The 15,930-nt window shown below is 68.2% G+C and carries 15 protein-coding genes; 13 read left to right on the top strand and 2 right to left on the bottom strand.

Annotation, left to right across the window (positions count from 1 at the left end):
* The first annotated feature begins 18 nt into the window (after positions 1 to 18).
* Positions 19 to 729, top strand: coding sequence for a 4'-phosphopantetheinyl transferase family protein (locus AC5RVV_RS15920; protein WP_494002374.1), 711 nt, complete (start codon positions 19 to 21; stop codon positions 727 to 729).
* A 119-nt stretch (positions 730 to 848) separates the two neighbouring features.
* On the opposite strand, the gene AC5RVV_RS15915 is transcribed toward AC5RVV_RS15920, so the two are convergent.
* Positions 849 to 1,814: a quinone oxidoreductase family protein gene (locus AC5RVV_RS15915; protein WP_494002373.1), complete on the bottom strand. Its 966-nt coding sequence runs from the start codon at positions 1,812 to 1,814 to the stop codon at positions 849 to 851.
* Positions 1,815 to 2,004: 190 nt separating this feature from the next.
* Here AC5RVV_RS15915 and argC point away from each other — a divergent pair, with 190 nt between their 5' ends.
* The 12 genes from argC to tyrS all read left to right on the top strand — a co-directional run bounded on the left by argC (position 2,005) and on the right by tyrS (position 15,437).
* Positions 2,005 to 3,036 carry an N-acetyl-gamma-glutamyl-phosphate reductase gene (gene argC / locus AC5RVV_RS15910; RefSeq protein ID WP_494002372.1) on the top strand — a complete coding sequence of 344 codons (1,032 nt, stop codon included), beginning with the start codon at positions 2,005 to 2,007 and terminating at the stop codon, positions 3,034 to 3,036.
* On the top strand, positions 3,033 to 4,184 hold the full coding sequence (argJ, locus tag AC5RVV_RS15905; protein WP_494002371.1) for a bifunctional glutamate N-acetyltransferase/amino-acid acetyltransferase ArgJ: 1,152 nt from the start codon (positions 3,033 to 3,035) through the stop codon (positions 4,182 to 4,184). Before argC ends, argJ begins: the two co-directional genes overlap by 4 nt.
* Before the next feature lie 8 nt (positions 4,185 to 4,192).
* Positions 4,193 to 5,101 (top strand): acetylglutamate kinase, encoded by a 909-nt coding sequence (gene argB, locus AC5RVV_RS15900; protein ID WP_494002370.1) that lies wholly within the window; start codon positions 4,193 to 4,195, stop codon positions 5,099 to 5,101.
* Positions 5,098 to 6,393 (top strand): acetylornithine transaminase, encoded by a 1,296-nt coding sequence (locus AC5RVV_RS15895; protein ID WP_494002369.1) that lies wholly within the window; start codon positions 5,098 to 5,100, stop codon positions 6,391 to 6,393. The genes argB and AC5RVV_RS15895 overlap by 4 nt, the downstream gene beginning before the upstream one ends.
* Positions 6,390 to 7,349, top strand: a complete 960-nt coding sequence (gene argF, locus AC5RVV_RS15890; protein WP_494002368.1) for an ornithine carbamoyltransferase — start codon at positions 6,390 to 6,392, stop codon at positions 7,347 to 7,349. The genes AC5RVV_RS15895 and argF overlap by 4 nt, the downstream gene beginning before the upstream one ends.
* A complete protein-coding gene (locus AC5RVV_RS15885; RefSeq protein ID WP_494002367.1) occupies positions 7,304 to 7,870 on the top strand; it encodes an arginine repressor in 567 nt (188 codons plus the stop codon). Before argF ends, AC5RVV_RS15885 begins: the two co-directional genes overlap by 46 nt.
* Positions 7,871 to 8,015: 145 nt before the next feature.
* Positions 8,016 to 9,464, top strand: coding sequence for an argininosuccinate lyase (gene argH / locus AC5RVV_RS15880; RefSeq protein ID WP_494002366.1), 1,449 nt, complete (start codon positions 8,016 to 8,018; stop codon positions 9,462 to 9,464).
* A 103-nt stretch (positions 9,465 to 9,567) separates the two neighbouring features.
* A complete protein-coding gene (locus AC5RVV_RS15875; RefSeq protein WP_494002365.1) occupies positions 9,568 to 10,557 on the top strand; it encodes an SRPBCC domain-containing protein in 990 nt (329 codons plus the stop codon).
* The gene (locus tag AC5RVV_RS15870) at positions 10,557 to 11,186 is read left to right on the top strand and encodes a DNA-3-methyladenine glycosylase (RefSeq protein ID WP_494002364.1); all 630 of its coding nucleotides are present in this window, start codon (positions 10,557 to 10,559) and stop codon (positions 11,184 to 11,186) included. Before AC5RVV_RS15875 ends, AC5RVV_RS15870 begins: the two co-directional genes overlap by 1 nt.
* 42 nt (positions 11,187 to 11,228) lie before the next feature.
* Complete coding sequence (locus tag AC5RVV_RS15865; protein WP_493977814.1) at positions 11,229 to 11,735, top strand: adenine phosphoribosyltransferase; 507 nt, start codon at positions 11,229 to 11,231, stop codon at positions 11,733 to 11,735.
* Positions 11,736 to 11,857: 122 nt separating this feature from the next.
* Positions 11,858 to 14,116, top strand: a complete 2,259-nt coding sequence (locus AC5RVV_RS15860) for a HelD family protein (RefSeq protein WP_494002363.1) — start codon at positions 11,858 to 11,860, stop codon at positions 14,114 to 14,116.
* Between the two features lie 4 nt (positions 14,117 to 14,120).
* Positions 14,121 to 15,437: a tyrosine--tRNA ligase gene (gene tyrS / locus AC5RVV_RS15855; RefSeq protein ID WP_494002362.1), complete on the top strand. Its 1,317-nt coding sequence runs from the start codon at positions 14,121 to 14,123 to the stop codon at positions 15,435 to 15,437.
* 217 nt (positions 15,438 to 15,654) lie between these two features.
* Here the strand turns inward: tyrS and AC5RVV_RS15850 are convergent.
* Positions 15,655 to 15,930 (bottom strand): hypothetical protein (locus AC5RVV_RS15850; protein ID WP_494002361.1); only part of this gene is annotated, 276 nt, incomplete at its 5' end.

The raw sequence follows: 15,930 nt of genomic DNA, 5'->3' as shown, positions 1-15,930 counted from the left end.
GAAAGGGAAAAGGAACGCATGAAGGCCCAGGTGATACTGCAGCTGGTGCAGCTGCCAAACGGGTTCCCGGCCGCCAGCGGGCCGGACCGGCGCCCCAGCGTCCGCGCCCACACCCGCGAAGCCGTCCGCCTGCTGGCGGCGCGGGAACTGAACGTCGACCCCGACCGGATGCGGCTCGCCTTCGACTGCCGCCAATGCACGCGGGGCAACGATGGCCGGCATGGCCAGCCGCACCTGCTGCTGGACGGCGCTCCGGCCCCCGCCCGCCTGAGCTACGCCCGCTCGGGCCGCTGGCTGCTGGCCGCACTGTCCTTCCGGCCCGTGCTGCTCGGAGTCGACATCGAAGACGCCTGGGCGGACGCTTTTCGGCCGGAGGACAACATCGACGCCGTCATGCTCACGGACGCGGAGCGGACCCTGGTGGAGCAGGCAGCCGACCCGCGCCTGCTGCGGGCCCGGCTGTGGACCAGGAAAGAGGCCGTGCTGAAGTCGACCGGCCACGGCCTGCGGCTGCCGCCCGATACGATCGGCGTCGCCGGTGCGGACGGCGAACCCCAGCTGTCCGGCTGGCCCGGGGAAGCGGGAGACCGTCCCGGGCTGCAACTGCTGGACCTCACCCTCGCGGATGCCGGCGGGGAAGTGCCGCCCGGCCTCGCCGCGGCGCTGGCCGTTGGCGGGTCGGCCGACCCGAAAATCACCTACCGGGAAACTGCGGCCGTCCAGGGCTGAACGGGGAGGGCAGGCGCTCCGCCCGCCCTCCCCGTCCGCGGCAATTTCCTCCTCCGCCGGCGCCGGGACCGCCGGCGCCGGCAGCGAGGGCGGGCGTCGACGGCAACCGGGGGCCGCCCTTACGGAACCAGCAGCAGCTTGCCCGTGGTGCGGCGGGCTTGCAGGTCCTCGTGTGCCTGCGCCGCCTCGGCCAGCGGATATGTCCGGCCGATCCGGATGTCCAGGCGGCCCGACAGGACGGCGTCGAACAATTCGCTGGAGCGCCAGCGCCGCTCCTGCGGCGTGAGCAGATGGTCGGCGAGGTTGGGGCGGGTGACGAACAAGGAGCCGCCCCGGTTGAGCCGCTGCAGGTCGAACGGCGGCACCTGGCCCGACGCGCCGCCGAAGAGCACGAGCATGCCGCGGGTGCGCAGGCTGGCCAGCGAACCGTCGAAGGTGTCCCTGCCGACGCCGTCGTACACCACGTCCACCCCGGTGCCGGCGGTCAGTTGGCGCACCTGCCCGGCAAAGCCGTCGTAGCGGAGCACCTCATCCGCCCCGGCGCTGCGGGCCAGTTCTTCCTTTTCGTCGGTAGACACCGTGGTGATCACGCGGGCGCCCTTGGCTTTGAGCAGCTGCGTCAGGATCAGGCCTACTCCGCCGGCACCCGCATGGGTGAGTACGGTCTGGCCCGGCTGGACCCTGAAGCTGGAGTTAATGAGGTAATGCGCCGTCATGCCCTGCAGCGGGATGGCGGCCGCCACGTCGTCGTCCACGCCTTCCGGCACCGGGAGCGCCGCGTCGGCGGAGACCACGGTGAACTCAGCGTAGGTGCGGTCGCCCTCGGCGAAGGCGACGCGGTCACCGGGGGCGAAGCCGTCGACCCCCGGGCCGACGGCCTCGACCGTGCCGGCGGCTTCGGAGCCGGGCGTGTACGGAAACGGGACGTTGTAGACGCCGCTGCGCTCATAGGTCTCGACGAAGTTCACACCCGCCGCGGCAACTTTGACCAGCAGCTGGCCCGGGCCGGGCCGGGGGATGTCGACCTCGCGCAGTTGCAGAACTTCCGGACCGCCGGGTGCGGCGGCCACGATCGCCTTGGCCATGTAGGGTCTCCTTAAGGTACTCGGGACAGTCGGTGCCGGCGGTGGAATCTGGCCGCTGAGGGCCGGCCGGCTCAGAACCCATCGTAGGCGCTAACGTCCGCGCCCCGGCCCGCCGCATCCGGCGGCAGGGCACGCAGGACAATGCATAATTATCCTCTCCGGTGCATACTCTTGCTGTATGCTGGATGCCATGACAATTAAGGTTGCAGTCTCCGGCGCCAGCGGTTACGCGGGCGGCGAGGTCCTCCGCCTGCTGGCGAACCACCCCGAGGTCTCCGTCGGAGCCGTCACCGCCCACAGCAGTGCCGGTTCGCGGTTGGGGGAACTGCAGCCGCACCTGCATGCGCTGGCGGACAAAGTCCTGGTCGACACAACCGTCGAGAACCTGGCCGGGCACGACGTGGTGTTCCTGGCGCTGCCGCATGGCGCCAGCGCTGAGATCGCCGCCGCGCTGCCGGCAGACACCCTGGTGGTGGATGCGGGCGCGGACCACCGGCTGGTGGACCCTGTGTCCTGGGAGAAGTTCTACGGCACCGCCCATGCCGGCAGCTGGCCCTACGGCCTTCCGGAGCTTCCCGGCCACCGGGAAAAGCTGCGCGGCGCCCGCCGGATCGCCGTCCCGGGCTGCTATCCCACCAGTTCGCTGCTGGCTCTGGCCCCGGGCTTCGCGGCCGGGCTGCTGGAGCCCGGTGACGTGGTGATTGTCGCCGCGTCCGGCACCTCGGGGGCCGGCAAGTCCGCGAAGGTACACCTGATCGGTTCGGAAGTCATGGGCGGCATGAGCCCCTACGGGGTTGGCGGCGGGCACCGGCACACTCCGGAAATCGAGCAGGGGCTCTCGGCCGCCGCCGGCGAGGCGGTCACGATCTCGTTTACTCCCACGCTCGCGCCGATGAGCCGCGGCATCCTAACCACCGCCACGGCGCGCATCAAACCCGGTACGGATGCCGCGTCGCTGCGCAGCGCCTGGGAGGCCGCCTACGCTGATGAACCGTTCGTGCACCTGCTGCCCGAGGGCCAGTGGCCGAATACCAAGTCGGTGCAGGGCAGCAACCATGCCGTCCTGCAGCTGGCCTTCGACGAGCACGCGGGCCGCGCCGTCGTCACCTGCGCCATCGACAACCTCACCAAGGGAACCGGCGGCGGCGCCATCCAATCCATGAACATCGCCCTCGGCCTCGACGAGACCGCCGGCCTGACCCAGCAGGGGATAGCACCGTGAGCGTTACCGCACCACAGGGATTTCGTGCCGCCGGTGCCACCGCCGGCCTGAAAGCCTCCGGCAAGCCCGATGTCGCGCTGGTGGTCAACGACGGACCACAGCGGGCGGCGGCGGCAGTCTTTACCTCGAACCGCGTGGCGGCCGCGCCCGTGCACTGGTCGCGGCAGGTGGTGGGCGACGGCCGCGTGGACGCGGTGGTGCTGAATTCCGGCGGTGCCAACGCCTGCACCGGGGCCGAGGGCTTCCAGAACACCCACGCCACCGCCGAGAAAACCGCAGCCCTGCTCGGTATTTCCTCGGGCGACGTGGTGGTGTGCTCCACCGGGCTGATCGGCGAGCAGCTGCCGATGGACAAGCTGCTGCCGGGTGTCGAAGCTGCTGCAGCGGCGTTGTCCGGCGACGGCGGTGCCGACGCGGCCGAAGCCATCATGACCACCGATTCCGTTTCCAAGCAGGCCCTGTTCGCCGGCGGCGGGTACAGCATCGGCGGCATGGCCAAGGGCGCCGGCATGCTGGCCCCGGGCCTGGCCACCATGCTGGTGGTCATCACCACGGATGCCGAACTCGCACCGCCGGCGCTGCAGGTGGCGTTGCGCGAGGCCACGCGGCTGACCTTCGACCGGACGGATTCCGACGGCTGCATGTCCACCAACGACACGGTGGTGCTGCTGGCTTCGGGCGCCTCCGGGGCCATTCCCGCGCTGGACGACTTCACCGCGGCGCTGACCGGCGTTTGCGCGGATCTGGCGCGGCAACTGATTACCGACGCCGAGGGCGCCAGCCACGACATCGCGGTCACGACGATCAACGCCGCTACCGAGCGGGATGCGGAAACCGTCAGCCGCGCAGTGGCCCGCTCCAATTTGTTCAAGACCGCCATTTTCGGCAAGGATCCGAACTGGGGACGCGTGCTGTCCGCGGTGGGCACGACCGACGCCGCCTTCGAGCCGGACCAGCTCAACGTCAGCATGAACGGCGTGCAGGTCTGCCGGAACGGCGGCGTGGGCGAACCGCGCGACCTGGTGGACCTGAACGGCCGCGACGTGGCCGTGGTAATCGACCTTAATGCCGGCAGGGAGACCGCAACCATCTGGACCAATGACCTCACGCACGAATACGTGCATGAGAACTCCGCCTACTCCAGCTGAGGACCGAGATGAACACGATGCTGATGGCCCAGGACAAGGCCGCCACGCTGATCGAGGCCCTGCCCTGGATCCAGCGGTTCGCCGGCACCACCATGGTGATCAAGTACGGCGGCAACGCCATGGTCAACGACGAACTGCGGCAGGCGTTCGCCGAAGACATCGTCTTCCTCCACCACGCCGGCATCAAGCCGGTGGTCGTCCACGGCGGCGGACCGCAGATCAACGCCATGCTCTCGCGGCTGGGCATTGAGTCCGAATTCAAGGGCGGACTGCGGGTCACCACTCCCGAGGCCATGGACGTGGTCCGCATGGTGCTCACCGGACAAGTCGGACGCGAACTGGTGGGCCGGATCAATTCGCACGGGCCGTACGCCGTGGGCCTCTCCGGTGAAGACGGCGGGCTGCTGCAGGCGGTGCGCACGGGCACCGTGGTGGACGGCGAAGACATCGACCTGGGCCTGGTCGGCGAGGTCGTGGGCGTCAACCCGTCTGCCATCCTGGATTTGCTCGACGCCGGCCGCATCCCGGTGATCTCCACCGTGGCGCCGGAAATCGGCGGCGACGGCGAAGGCACCAACCAGGTGCTCAACGTCAACGCCGATACCGCGGCCGCTGCGGTGGCGGACGCCTTGCACGCCTCGCGGCTGGTCATCCTCACCGACGTCGAGGGGCTGTACGCCAACTGGCCGGACAAGTCCTCCTTGATCTCGTCGCTGACGGCGGGGGAGTTGCGCGAGCTGCTGCCGCGGCTGCAGTCCGGCATGATTCCCAAGATGGAAGCCTGCCTCAAGGCGGTCGACGGGGGAGTGGAGCGCGCCGCCGTCGTCGATGGCAGGATGCCGCACTCGATCCTGCTGGAAATCTTTACCGCGGCCGGCATCGGCACCCAGGTCGTCCCGGACGGAGACGCAGCATGAACACCCCGCACACCGTTTCCCCGGCCGCCGGCCTCGCCGGGCTGGAAGAACTGGAAGGCCTGGACAACCGGCAGCTGTTGGAGAAGTACCGCGGGTCGCTGATGGGGGTCTTCGGCACCCCGCAGCGCGTCCTGGTGCGCGGCAAGGGCTGCATCGTGTGGGACGCGGACGGCAGGGAATACCTGGACCTGCTCGGCGGGATCGCGGTGAACGCGCTCGGCCACGCGGACGAGTTCCTGACCGGGGTCGTGGCCGGCCAGTTGTCCACCCTCGGCCACGTCTCCAACTTCTTCACCAGCCCGGCACAAATTGCGCTGGCGGAGCGGTTGCTGCAGCTCGCCGCCGCTCCGGCAGGTTCCAAGGTGTTCTTCGCCAACTCCGGCACCGAAGCCAACGAAGCGGCGTTCAAGCTGGCCCGGCGAAACTCGAGCCCCACCCGGACCAAGATCCTGGCCCTGGAGGGCGCTTTCCACGGCCGGACCATGGGGGCTTTGGCGCTGACGGCCAAGGAGTCCTACCGCGAACCGTTCGAACCGCTGCCCGGCGGCGTGGTCCACCTTCCCTTCGGCGACGAGGAGGCCCTCCGCGCCGCCGTCGACGAGTCCGTGGCCGCCGTCGTGCTGGAACCAATCCAGGGGGAGGTGGGCGTCCGGCCGCTGCCCGCGGGCTACCTGAAGGCGGCCCGCGAAGCTACCGAGGCCGCGGGCGCGCTGCTGATTTTGGACGAGGTGCAGACCGGCGTCGGCCGCACCGGCAACTGGTTCGCGTTCCAGGGCGGCGTGGCCGGCGGCGAGCAGATCGTCCCGGACGCCATCACCCTGGCCAAGGGCCTGGGCAGCGGGCTGCCCGTCGGCGCGTTGATCACTTTCGGGGCAACTACTTCCGAACTCCTGACCGCGGGCCAGCACGGAACGACGTTCGGCGGCAACCCGGTGGCGACGGCCGCAGGCCTGGCGACGCTGCAAGCCATCGAGTCGCGCGGGCTGCTGGCCCACGCCTCCGGACTGGGGGAGCGGCTGCGCGCGGAGCTGGCCGGCCTGGAACACGTCGCCGAGGTCCGCGGCGAGGGCTTGCTGATCGGGATCGACCTGGATGCCGACATCGCCGCTGCCGCGGTGGGCGCCGCCCTGGAAGCCGGCTTCATCATCAACAACCCTGGCCCGCGCACGCTGCGGCTGGCCCCGCCGCTGATCCTGACCGCCGAAGAGGCCGCCCGGTTCACCGCCGCGCTGCCGGACATCCTGACCACCGCGGCTGCCCTGGCCGCCGCTACCAGCAAGGACGCATCATGACCCGCCACTTCCTGAAGGACACCGACCTCAGCCCGGCCGAACAGGCGGAAGTGCTGCAGTTGGCCGCCGACATGAAGCGGTCCCCCTACCGCTACCAGCCGTATGCCGGCGACGGGGCGGGACGTAAGACCGTGGCCGTGATCTTTGACAAGACCTCCACGCGCACCCGGGTGTCCTTCGCCGCCGGGATCGCGGACCTGGGCGGGGTGCCGCTCGTCATCAATCCCGGCGAATCGCAGCTGGGACACAAAGAGTCCGTCTCCGACACCATCAAGGTGTTGGAACGGATGGTCTCCACGGTCGTCTGGCGGACCTACGCCCATGCCGGGTTGGAGGAGATGGCGGCGCTGTCCCGTGTGCCGGTCATCAACTCGCTCTCCGACGACTACCACCCCTGCCAATTGCTGGCCGACCTGCTGACGGTGCAGGAACACAAAGGCAAGCTGGCCGGACTCACCATGACCTATCTGGGCGATGCGGCCAACAACATGGCCAACTCGTACCTGCTCGCGGGAGCGACGGCGGGGATGCACGTGCGGATCGCCGGACCCGCCGGGCACCTCCCGGCGGCTTCGGTCGTGGCCGAAGCCGAAGCACGCGCCGCCGAAACCGGCGGCTCGGTTCTGGTCACCACGGATCCCGCCAAGGCGCTGGCGGAGGCCGACGTCGTCGCCACGGACACGTGGGTCTCGATGGGGCAGGAAGAGGAGAAGGCGGAGCGGCTGGAACTGTTCAAGGACTACGCCGTGGACCAGGCGGCCCTGAAGCTGGCAGCCGACGACGCCGTCGTGCTGCACTGCCTGCCCGCCTACCGCGGTTACGAGATCGCCGCCGAGGTCATCGACGGCCCCCAGTCGGTGGTGTGGGACGAGGCGGAGAACCGGCTGCACGCCCAGAAGGCGCTGATGGCATGGCTGATGGACCGGTCGTCGCTGGCTCCACTGGCCGGGAGCTGACGGCGGTGAACACGATGCCGGCCACCAAGACCGCCCGCCAGGCCAAGATCACCGCGATCCTCACCGGCGAGTCGGTGCGCTCGCAGGCGGAACTGGCCGCCCGGCTGGCGGACGAGGGTGTCCAGGTAACCCAGGCCACGCTGTCGCGGGACCTGGTGGAACTGGGTGCGGTACGGGTGCGCGGCCAGGACGGCGGGCTGATCTATGCGGTGCCCGGCGAGGGCGGGGAACGCACGCCGCAGAGCGGTGTCACCCAGGAGATCCTGGACGCCCGGCTGGCCAGGCTCTGTGCCGACCTGCTGGTCACCGCCGAGGCCTCCGCCAACCTGGTGGTCCTGCGGACACCGCCGGGGGCGGCCAACTTCCTGGCGCTGGCCATCGACCACTCGGTCATGCCGTCGGTTCTGGGCACAATTGCGGGCGACGACACCGTTCTGCTGGTGACTCGGGATCCGGCCGGCGGAGCGGCGCTCGCCGCACGGTTCCTGCAGTTCGCCGACGAATCCTCGCGCAACGCCTGAACCCCATAACCTAGTCGCAGCAGCAGCAGCAGCAGCAGCAGCGGACGCCGGCGCGGAAGCCGGCACAACGAGCCATCTCCGCCGGCCGGCACGGCCGGGTGCGGAACCGTCACCAGGGCAACCTGGCGGAAAGGGAAGACACAACGTGACGCAGGAACCGAAGAGCCCCACCGGGCACACCAACGAAGGCGCCCTCTGGGGCGGCCGCTTCGCCGGCGGCCCGGCCGATGCCCTGGCCGCGTTGAGCAAGTCCACGCATTTCGACTGGCGCCTGGCGCAGTACGACATCGCAGGTTCCCGGGCCCACGCCAAGGTCCTGCACCAGGCCGGATTGCTCGACGACGCCGAACTGCAAGGCATGCTCGCCGCCCTGGACCGGCTCGACGACGACGTGCGGTCGGGCGCGTACGTGGCGGCTGAGTCGGACGAGGACGTGCACGGTTCCCTGGAGCGCGGGCTGATCGAACGGGCCGGCGCCCAGCTGGGCGGAAAACTTCGGGCCGGACGGTCCCGCAACGACCAGATCGCCACCTTGGGCAGGATGTACCTGCGCGACCACGCACGGATCATCGCGGGGGGAGTGCTGGCAACCATCGATGCGCTGCTCACCCAGGCCCGCCGGTATCCGGAGGTTGCCATGCCGGGCCGCACCCACCTTCAGCACGCGCAGCCGGTGCTGCTGTCCCATCACCTGCTGGCCCACGCCTGGGCGCTGCTGCGGGACGTCCAGCGGCTGGCGGACTGGGACAAGCGGGCCGCCGTCTCTCCCTACGGCTCCGGTGCCCTGGCCGGTTCCTCGCTCGGCCTGGATCCCAACGCCGTCGCGGCGGACCTCGGCTTCGACTCCGCAACCTGGAACTCGATCGACGGAACTGCCGCGCGGGACGTCTTTGCCGAATTCAGCTGGGTCGCGGCCATGATCGGCGTGGACCTGTCCCGGATATCGGAAGAAGTCATCCTGTGGGCCACCAAGGAATTTTCCTTCGTGACGCTGGACGATGCCTATTCCACGGGCTCCTCGATCATGCCGCAGAAGAAGAATCCGGACGTCGCGGAATTGGCCCGCGGCAAGGCCGGCCGGCTGATCGGCGACCTGACGGGGCTCTTGGCCACGCTCAAGGGCCTGCCGCTGGCCTACAACCGTGACCTGCAGGAAGACAAGGAACCGGTCTTTGACGCGGCAGACACCCTGGAGCTGCTGCTGCCCGCCGTCGCCGGCATGATCGAAACCCTTGTCTTCAATACCGAGCGGCTGGAGGCGCTGGCCCCGCAAGGCTTCGCGCTCGCCACCGACATCGCCGAATGGCTGGTCCGTCAGGGCATTCCGTTCCGGGAAGCTCACGAGCTGTCCGGTGCCGCCGTAAGACAGGCCGAAAGCCGCGGAGTTGAACTCTGGGACCTGACGGACGAGGAATTCGCGGCTATTTCCCCGCAGCTGACTCCACAGGTGCGTGAAGTGCTCACGGTCGAAGGTTCGCTGGCCAGCCGCAGTTCGCAGGGCGGCACCGCCCCGACCGCCGTGGCCGCCCAGATCGCGGCGCTTGAGGCAGCGCTGGACGGCGCACGCGGCTACGTCTCCGGCGGCCGCCCCTGAGCCGTCCGCACCCCGGCACGGGTAAGTTACCGGCCGGTAGCAAATAGTGCTGCGGTAGTTTGTGAAGCGACGGGTCGAGAGCCACTGAGCCGAGGGAGCGAGCATGTCGACGCTGAGCCAGGACGAGGAAAAGCTGGTGCCGGAGGGTCGGATCGAGCGGGTTGACGGGGACTACGTCCTGGCCTTCGACCGACAGCTCGATTACCCGCGCAGCTACATCTGGAGCCTTCTGGCGGAAAAGGACAACGTCGCTAAATGGCTCGGGACGCTGGACGCCGACTGGCAGCTGGGCCATACCTATGAGCTGGATCTGGGCGGCGGCACCACCAGCGGTACGGTCCTGCAGCTGAATCCGCCGCTCAGCCTGCAGATCAGCTGGGAGGATGAGCTGGGGCAGGAAGCGGTCATCGAATGGCGGGTGCTGGAGAGCGACGGCGGTACCTTGCTGCAGTTCCGCTCGCGCGCCGAGGGGCCGGACTTCCTGACCGAAGGCAGCGCGGGCTGGCAAACAATCCTGGACGCACTCGCCGCCGTCGCTGGCGGGCGGCCGTCAAACCCGGAGCCCGGTCGATGGGCACGGCTGCGCGAGGCCTATGCCCGCCACTTCCGGCTCTCGCACTCGATGGGCACCGCCCAAAAGGATTCGGGCCGCACAAGCCTGCGTTTCGAACGGTTGCTCGACGCCGCCGCAACGGAGGTCTGGGCGGCCCTGACCGAGCCGGATCTGTTCGGCAAGTGGCTGGGCCCCGGCCGCGTGGAGCTGCAGACCGGCGGCGCCGTCGAATTCACCCTGCCGGAACGGACGGTTGAGGGGGACGTTGAGTATGTGCTCGCCGGCAGCCGTCTCGACTACACCTGGACCGCTCCGGAGGGCAGCGGAACCGTGCACTGGATGCTGGAACCGGCCGACGGCAAGACCCGCCTGCTGCTGGTGCACAACATCGGGCGAGAGATATCGCCCGAAGCCCTAATGGCCCGCTGGCACGCGCGGCTGGATGCCCTCGCCACGGTGCTGGGCGGCGGCCATGTGCATGATTCGGCCCACCGGCTCGAAGCCCTGACGCGCTTCTACCAGCGGGTGCAGCCGGCCTAGTGGACGCAGCGTTACTTCACTGGCTTGCCCGGCCCGCCGTGGACGTTGCTCCGGGGCTGCTCGGCGCCCGCCTGACACACACCACGCCCGAGGGAACAGTAGCCGTACGGCTCACCGAGGTAGAGGCCTACATGGGCGAGCACGACCCGGGATCGCATGGCTTCCGCGGCCCGACAAACCGCAACAAGGCGATGTTCGGCCCGCCGGGCCACATCTATGTCTACTTCACCTATGGCATGCACCATTGCGTGAATATCGTGTGCGGCCATGACGGCCAGGCCACCGGGGCCCTGCTCCGCGCCGGTGAAATCACCCAAGGCCTTGACCTTGCCCGAAGCCGGCGTGCTTCGGCCAAAAACGATGCGGAACTGGCACGGGGGCCGGCCCGGCTGGCCACTGCCCTGGGGCTGACGCTTGCCGACAACGGCAGGGCCTTCGCCCAGGGGGAACTGGAACTCGCACGGCCGGCAGTCCGGGCCTCCCATCAGCATGTGCGGACCGGGCCGCGGGTGGGCGTGAGCGGCGAGGGCGGCACCGCGGCCTACCCATGGCGTTTCTGGCTTGAAGGGGACCCGACGGTCTCGCAGTACCGGGCCGCGAAGCCGCGCCGACGCGCCGGCAGCGGGTAGGGTAGACGGGTGAATGAACGTCCCCGCGAATCAGTTGAAGCCATGGTCAACCGTCTTTCTGAAACGGTTCGGGACTATCCGAAGCCAGGGATCATCTTCCGGGACCTTACTCCCGTATTTGCCGACGGCGAGGCGCTGCACGCCTTGGTGCATGCCCTAATCGACCCGTTCGAGGGCCAATTCGACGCCGTCGCCGGTGTCGAGGCCCGCGGCTTCCTGCTGTCGGCCGCGGCCGCGTATGCCTCGGGCACCGGGGTCATCACTGTGCGCAAGAAAGGCAAACTGCCGCGCAGGACGATTTCCGAAGACTACGCGCTGGAGTACGGCACGGCCACGTTGGAAATCCATGCCGATGAACTGGTGCCGGGTTCGCGCGTCCTGATTCTGGACGATGTGCTGGCCACCGGCGGGACCCTCGGCGCGGCGTGCCGTCTCTTCGAACGGGCAGGGGTGCAGGTTGCCGGATTCGGCGTGGTCCTCGAGCTCTCGGCCCTGCGGGGCAGGTCTGCCCTGACCGGACACCGCATCCGCTCGCTGGTGCGTGAATAGCCCCGGCTATTGCGTCCTTGGCGAAAGGGCGCGTGCCCACCCGCCCGCGGTCGTTCCGGCGGAAGAAAATTTGGCGCGCCGGTAGTAGAATGGACGGTCTGCCTTTTGGGGAGGGAACACGTATGCCTGAATCGCCTTCGGCCCATGCCGAGCTAGAACTTGAGCGCGCCTATGTGGCGGGGCTGTACCGTCGGCTGGAAGAACTGCGCGCCGAGAAACAGGAACAGTTGGCCCGCGTCCGCAGCAGCGGCGCCGTGGGAAGCATGCAGAACATCTCCGAGCGCGACGCGTTCGCCACCATGTACGAAGACCGGCTGGCGCAACTGAACGCCGTGGACGACCGGTTGGTGTTCGGCCGACTTGATCTGGACGACGGCGACCGCCGCTACATCGGGCGGATCGGACTCAGCACGGCAGACCTGCAGCAGCTGATGGTGGACTGGCGGGCCCCCGAAGCCGGGGCGTTCTACCAGGCTACGGCCTTCGAACGGCTGGGAGTCCGGCGGCGCCGGCACCTGATTTTGCAGGGGCACCAGGTCAAGGGCATCGAAGACGACGTGCTGGATCCGACCATGCTCTCCGAGGACGGGGTCCTGCAGGGCGAAGGGGCCCTGTTGGCGGCGCTGAATTCGAAGCGGACCGGAGCCATGTCCGACATTGTCGGCACTATCCAAGCCGAACAGGACCGCATCATCAGGGCCCCGATGCCGGGGATCCTCGTGGTGCAGGGCGGTCCCGGTACGGGCAAGACCGCCGTCGCCCTGCACCGGGCGGCCTACCTGTTGTATTCGCACCGAGAACGGCTGAAGTCGGCCGGCGTGCTGCTGGTGGGGCCATCGAACTCTTTCATGAAGTACATCGAGCGGGTGCTTCCCTCGCTGGGCGAGACCGGAGTGGTGATGTCCACCCTGGGCGGCCTGATGCCCGGCGTACGGGCCGTGTCCGAGAGCAACCCGGCCGTGGCCGAGATCAAAGGCCGCCTGGACATGGCCGGCGTCGTGGCCAACGCAGTGGCCAACCGGCAGAGGCTTCCGGCGGAACCGCGCAGGCTTAACGTCGAAGGCACCATGCTGACGCTGACGCCGCGCCAAGTGGCACGGGCCCGCGACCGGGCACGGGCGACCGGCAAACCACACAACACGGCCCGGGTTACGTTCGTGAAAATCCTGTTGCGCGAACTGGCGGACCAGTTGGGGGAGGCACTGGAGAAATCGTCCGGACCGGGAAACAACGCGGACCGTGCCTATCTGATCGAAGACGTGCGCACCTCGCGCGATGTCAGGGTGGCGCTTAATCTGTGCTGGATGCCGCTGACCCCGGAACAGCTGGTCAGGGAACTGCTCAGCAAGCCGGCCCATCTCGAGGCGGCCGCTCCCGATCTGACGGACGCCGAACGCAAGCTGCTGCTGCGCCCCGCGGATGCGCCGTGGACGGAAGCCGATGTGCCGTTGCTGGATGAAGCCGCGGAGCTGCTCGGGGACATGGATGCCTCGGCCGGGCGTGACAAGGCCCAGCGAGATGCCGAGCGGGCCCGCGACGTCGCCAATGCGGAGCAGTCGCTGCGGAACGTCGACCAGATGCTGCGTGATATCGGGATCGACGGCGTGGTCAGCGCCGAGGACCTGGCCGGTTACAACCAGGCGCAGCAGACCCGCTTCACCGCTGCCGAACGGGCCGCCGTTGACCGCACCTGGGCCTTTGGCCACATTGTGGTTGACGAGGCGCAGGAGTTGTCGGCCATGCAGTGGCGGCTGCTGATGCGCCGCTGCCCGCTCAAGTCGTTCACCGTCGTCGGCGATATCGCGCAGACGAGCTCTCCCGCCGGCGCGGAATCGTGGCAGCAGGCGCTCGAGCCGTTCGCCGGCGACCGCTGGCAGCTTGAAGAACTCACCGTGAACTACCGCACGCCCTCCCAGATTGCGCAGGCCGCCGTCCGGATGGCCAACGCAGCGGGCCTGGTCGTGACGGCTCCGAAGGCGGTGCGCGACGGCCGCTGGTCGCCGGTCGTGGACCGGGTGCCGGAGGGTCGCATGGTCGAACGGCTTTTGGAGGTCATGCCCGAGGAGCTTGCCGCCGCCGACGGCGGTCTGTTGGCTGTTATTGCCTCCGACCACCGCCTGCCGGACGTCCGGAGTGCGCTGGCCGCGGCCTACGGGGCACGCGTGGGCGGCGGTGCCGGCGGGATGGAACAGGACATCAGCGTGCTGGGTCCGCAGGAGGCCAAGGGCCTGGAGTTCGATGCCGTCGTAGTGCTTGAGCCGGGTGAGCTGCTGCACCGGGTCGGCGGCCGCGTCGGAGATCTCTATGTTGCCATGACCCGTCCGACCCAGCGGCTCCGGCTGCTGGCCGAAGGCGACGTCCCCGAGGGCATCGAAGGCTGATAATTTGGTATCCGTGAATAATACGTTTCTGGCTTCCCAACGCAACGACCCTGGTTTTGCCAATGTGTGGCAGGAACTGAAGTGGCGCGGCCTTGTCCATGTTTCGACCGATGAAGCCGAACTGGAGAAGCTGCTGGCGGGGGACCCGATCACGTATTACTGCGGCTTCGACCCCACCGCACCCAGCCTTCACCTGGGCAACCTGGTCCAGCTGCTGACCATGCGCCGGCTTCAGCTGGCGGGGCACAAGCCGCTGGGCCTTGTAGGTGGCTCCACCGGGCTGGTCGGCGATCCCCGACCTACCGCCGAGCGCACCATGAACACCAAGGAAACCGTCGCCGAATGGGTGGACCGCCTGCAGGGACAGGTGCAGCGCTTCCTGGACTTCGACGGTACGAACGCCGCGCGAATGGTCAACAATCTGGACTGGACGGCGCCACTGAGTGTCTTGGACTTCCTGCGCGACATCGGCAAGCACTTCCGCGTGGGGACGATGGTCAAGAAGGACATCGTCGCGTCCCGGCTGAACTCGGACGAGGGGATCAGCTACGCCGAATTCAGCTACCAGATCCTGCAGGGCATGGATTACCTGGAGCTGTACCGGCAGTACGGCTGCATCTTGCAGACCGGCGGATCCGACCAGTGGGGCAACCTCACCAGCGGCATCGAGTTGATCCGCAAGGTGGAGGGCCAGTCTGTCCACGCCGTCGGCACGCCGCTGATCACTAACTCCGACGGAACCAAGTTCGGCAAGAGCGAGGGCAATGCCATCTGGCTGGATGCGGACATGTGCAGCCCCTACGCCATGTACCAGTTCTGGCTCAACACTGCCGACGCGGACGTGGTGCAGCGGCTCAAGGTCTTTACCTTCCGTTCCCGCGAGGAGATCGAAGCGCTTGAGCGCGCAGTAGCCGAACGGCCGCATGCCCGTGAGGCACAGCGTGCGTTGGCCTACGACGTGACGTCGATTGTGCACGGCCCCGCAGCCACCGAGAAGGTGATCGCCGCGTCCTCGGCCCTGTTCGGGCAGGGCGACCTGGCCGAGTTGGACGAGGCGACTCTTGTCGCCGCCACTGCCGAGCTGCCCAGCGCTGTGACCGGTGCAGCTACCACCGGCATCATCGACCTGTTGGTCCAGTCGGGCCTGGCCGCCAGCAATTCCGCGGCGCGGCGGACCGTAGCCGAGGGCGGCGCCTACGTTAACAACCAGAAGATTACCGATCCGGACGCCGCAGTCGGGAGCGAGCAGTTGCTGCATGGCAAATACCTGTTGATGCGCCGCGGCAAGCGCACGCTCGCCATGGTCGAAGTGTCTGCCTGAATCCACGGGCGTTCGCACGTCAGCCGGCCACGTCGAAGGGCCCGCAGTCCCCCTGGTCAGGGGAGGCCGCGGGCCCTTCGGCATCAGTGGCGGGCATCACCCGCCGGCGATTTGCGGGCCCGTCCGGTGCCGTGTAATGTTTTCTGAGTCGCCGCCGCTGGTTGTGAAACAGCCGGCCGGAACGCGACAAGCCCCTTCGATAAAAAGACAGCGACTGTCATGCGCCCGAGTGCGCAGGCGAATTAGCTGGGTTTTTGCGATGGGTTCCTTTTCTCGAGGTAAATGAAGCGGAAACGCGGATTTGACAGAAAGAAAAGGAATGAAATAAAGTAGAAACATCGCAGCGAAGAAAAGCAAAGCGGATTTCGGAAGAAATTGTTTTGGAGAGTATTCGTTTGCTCCTGTTGTTTGAGAACTCAATAGTGTGCCAAGTTTGTTGATACCAATTATTTATTGGTTGAAAGTGCCGTGGCGTGCCGCCCCTGTGGTGTGT

It is taken from the genome of Arthrobacter sp. MDT2-34-1 (assembly GCF_059091365.1).
This window is presented reverse-complemented; position numbering and strand designations above follow the sequence as displayed.

What these genes read in the sequence shown, in the direction of transcription:
- argB (WP_494002370.1), top strand. Translation starts at nt 4,193, where the DNA reads ATGAACACGATGCTGATGGCCCAGGACAAGGCCGCCACGCTGATCGAG.
- argC (WP_494002372.1), top strand. Translation starts at nt 2,005, where the DNA reads ATGACAATTAAGGTTGCAGTCTCCGGCGCCAGCGGTTACGCGGGCGGC.
- AC5RVV_RS15860 (WP_494002363.1), top strand. Translation starts at nt 11,858, where the DNA reads ATGCCTGAATCGCCTTCGGCCCATGCCGAGCTAGAACTTGAGCGCGCC.
- AC5RVV_RS15915 (WP_494002373.1), bottom strand. Translation starts at nt 1,814, where the DNA reads ATGGCCAAGGCGATCGTGGCCGCCGCACCCGGCGGTCCGGAAGTTCTG.
- argF (WP_494002368.1), top strand. Translation starts at nt 6,390, where the DNA reads ATGACCCGCCACTTCCTGAAGGACACCGACCTCAGCCCGGCCGAACAG.
- AC5RVV_RS15865 (WP_493977814.1), top strand. Translation starts at nt 11,229, where the DNA reads ATGGTCAACCGTCTTTCTGAAACGGTTCGGGACTATCCGAAGCCAGGG.
- AC5RVV_RS15895 (WP_494002369.1), top strand. Translation starts at nt 5,098, where the DNA reads ATGAACACCCCGCACACCGTTTCCCCGGCCGCCGGCCTCGCCGGGCTG.
- AC5RVV_RS15875 (WP_494002365.1), top strand. Translation starts at nt 9,568, where the DNA reads ATGTCGACGCTGAGCCAGGACGAGGAAAAGCTGGTGCCGGAGGGTCGG.
- AC5RVV_RS15920 (WP_494002374.1), top strand. Translation starts at nt 19, where the DNA reads ATGAAGGCCCAGGTGATACTGCAGCTGGTGCAGCTGCCAAACGGGTTC.
- AC5RVV_RS15885 (WP_494002367.1), top strand. Translation starts at nt 7,304, where the DNA reads ATGGCTGATGGACCGGTCGTCGCTGGCTCCACTGGCCGGGAGCTGACG.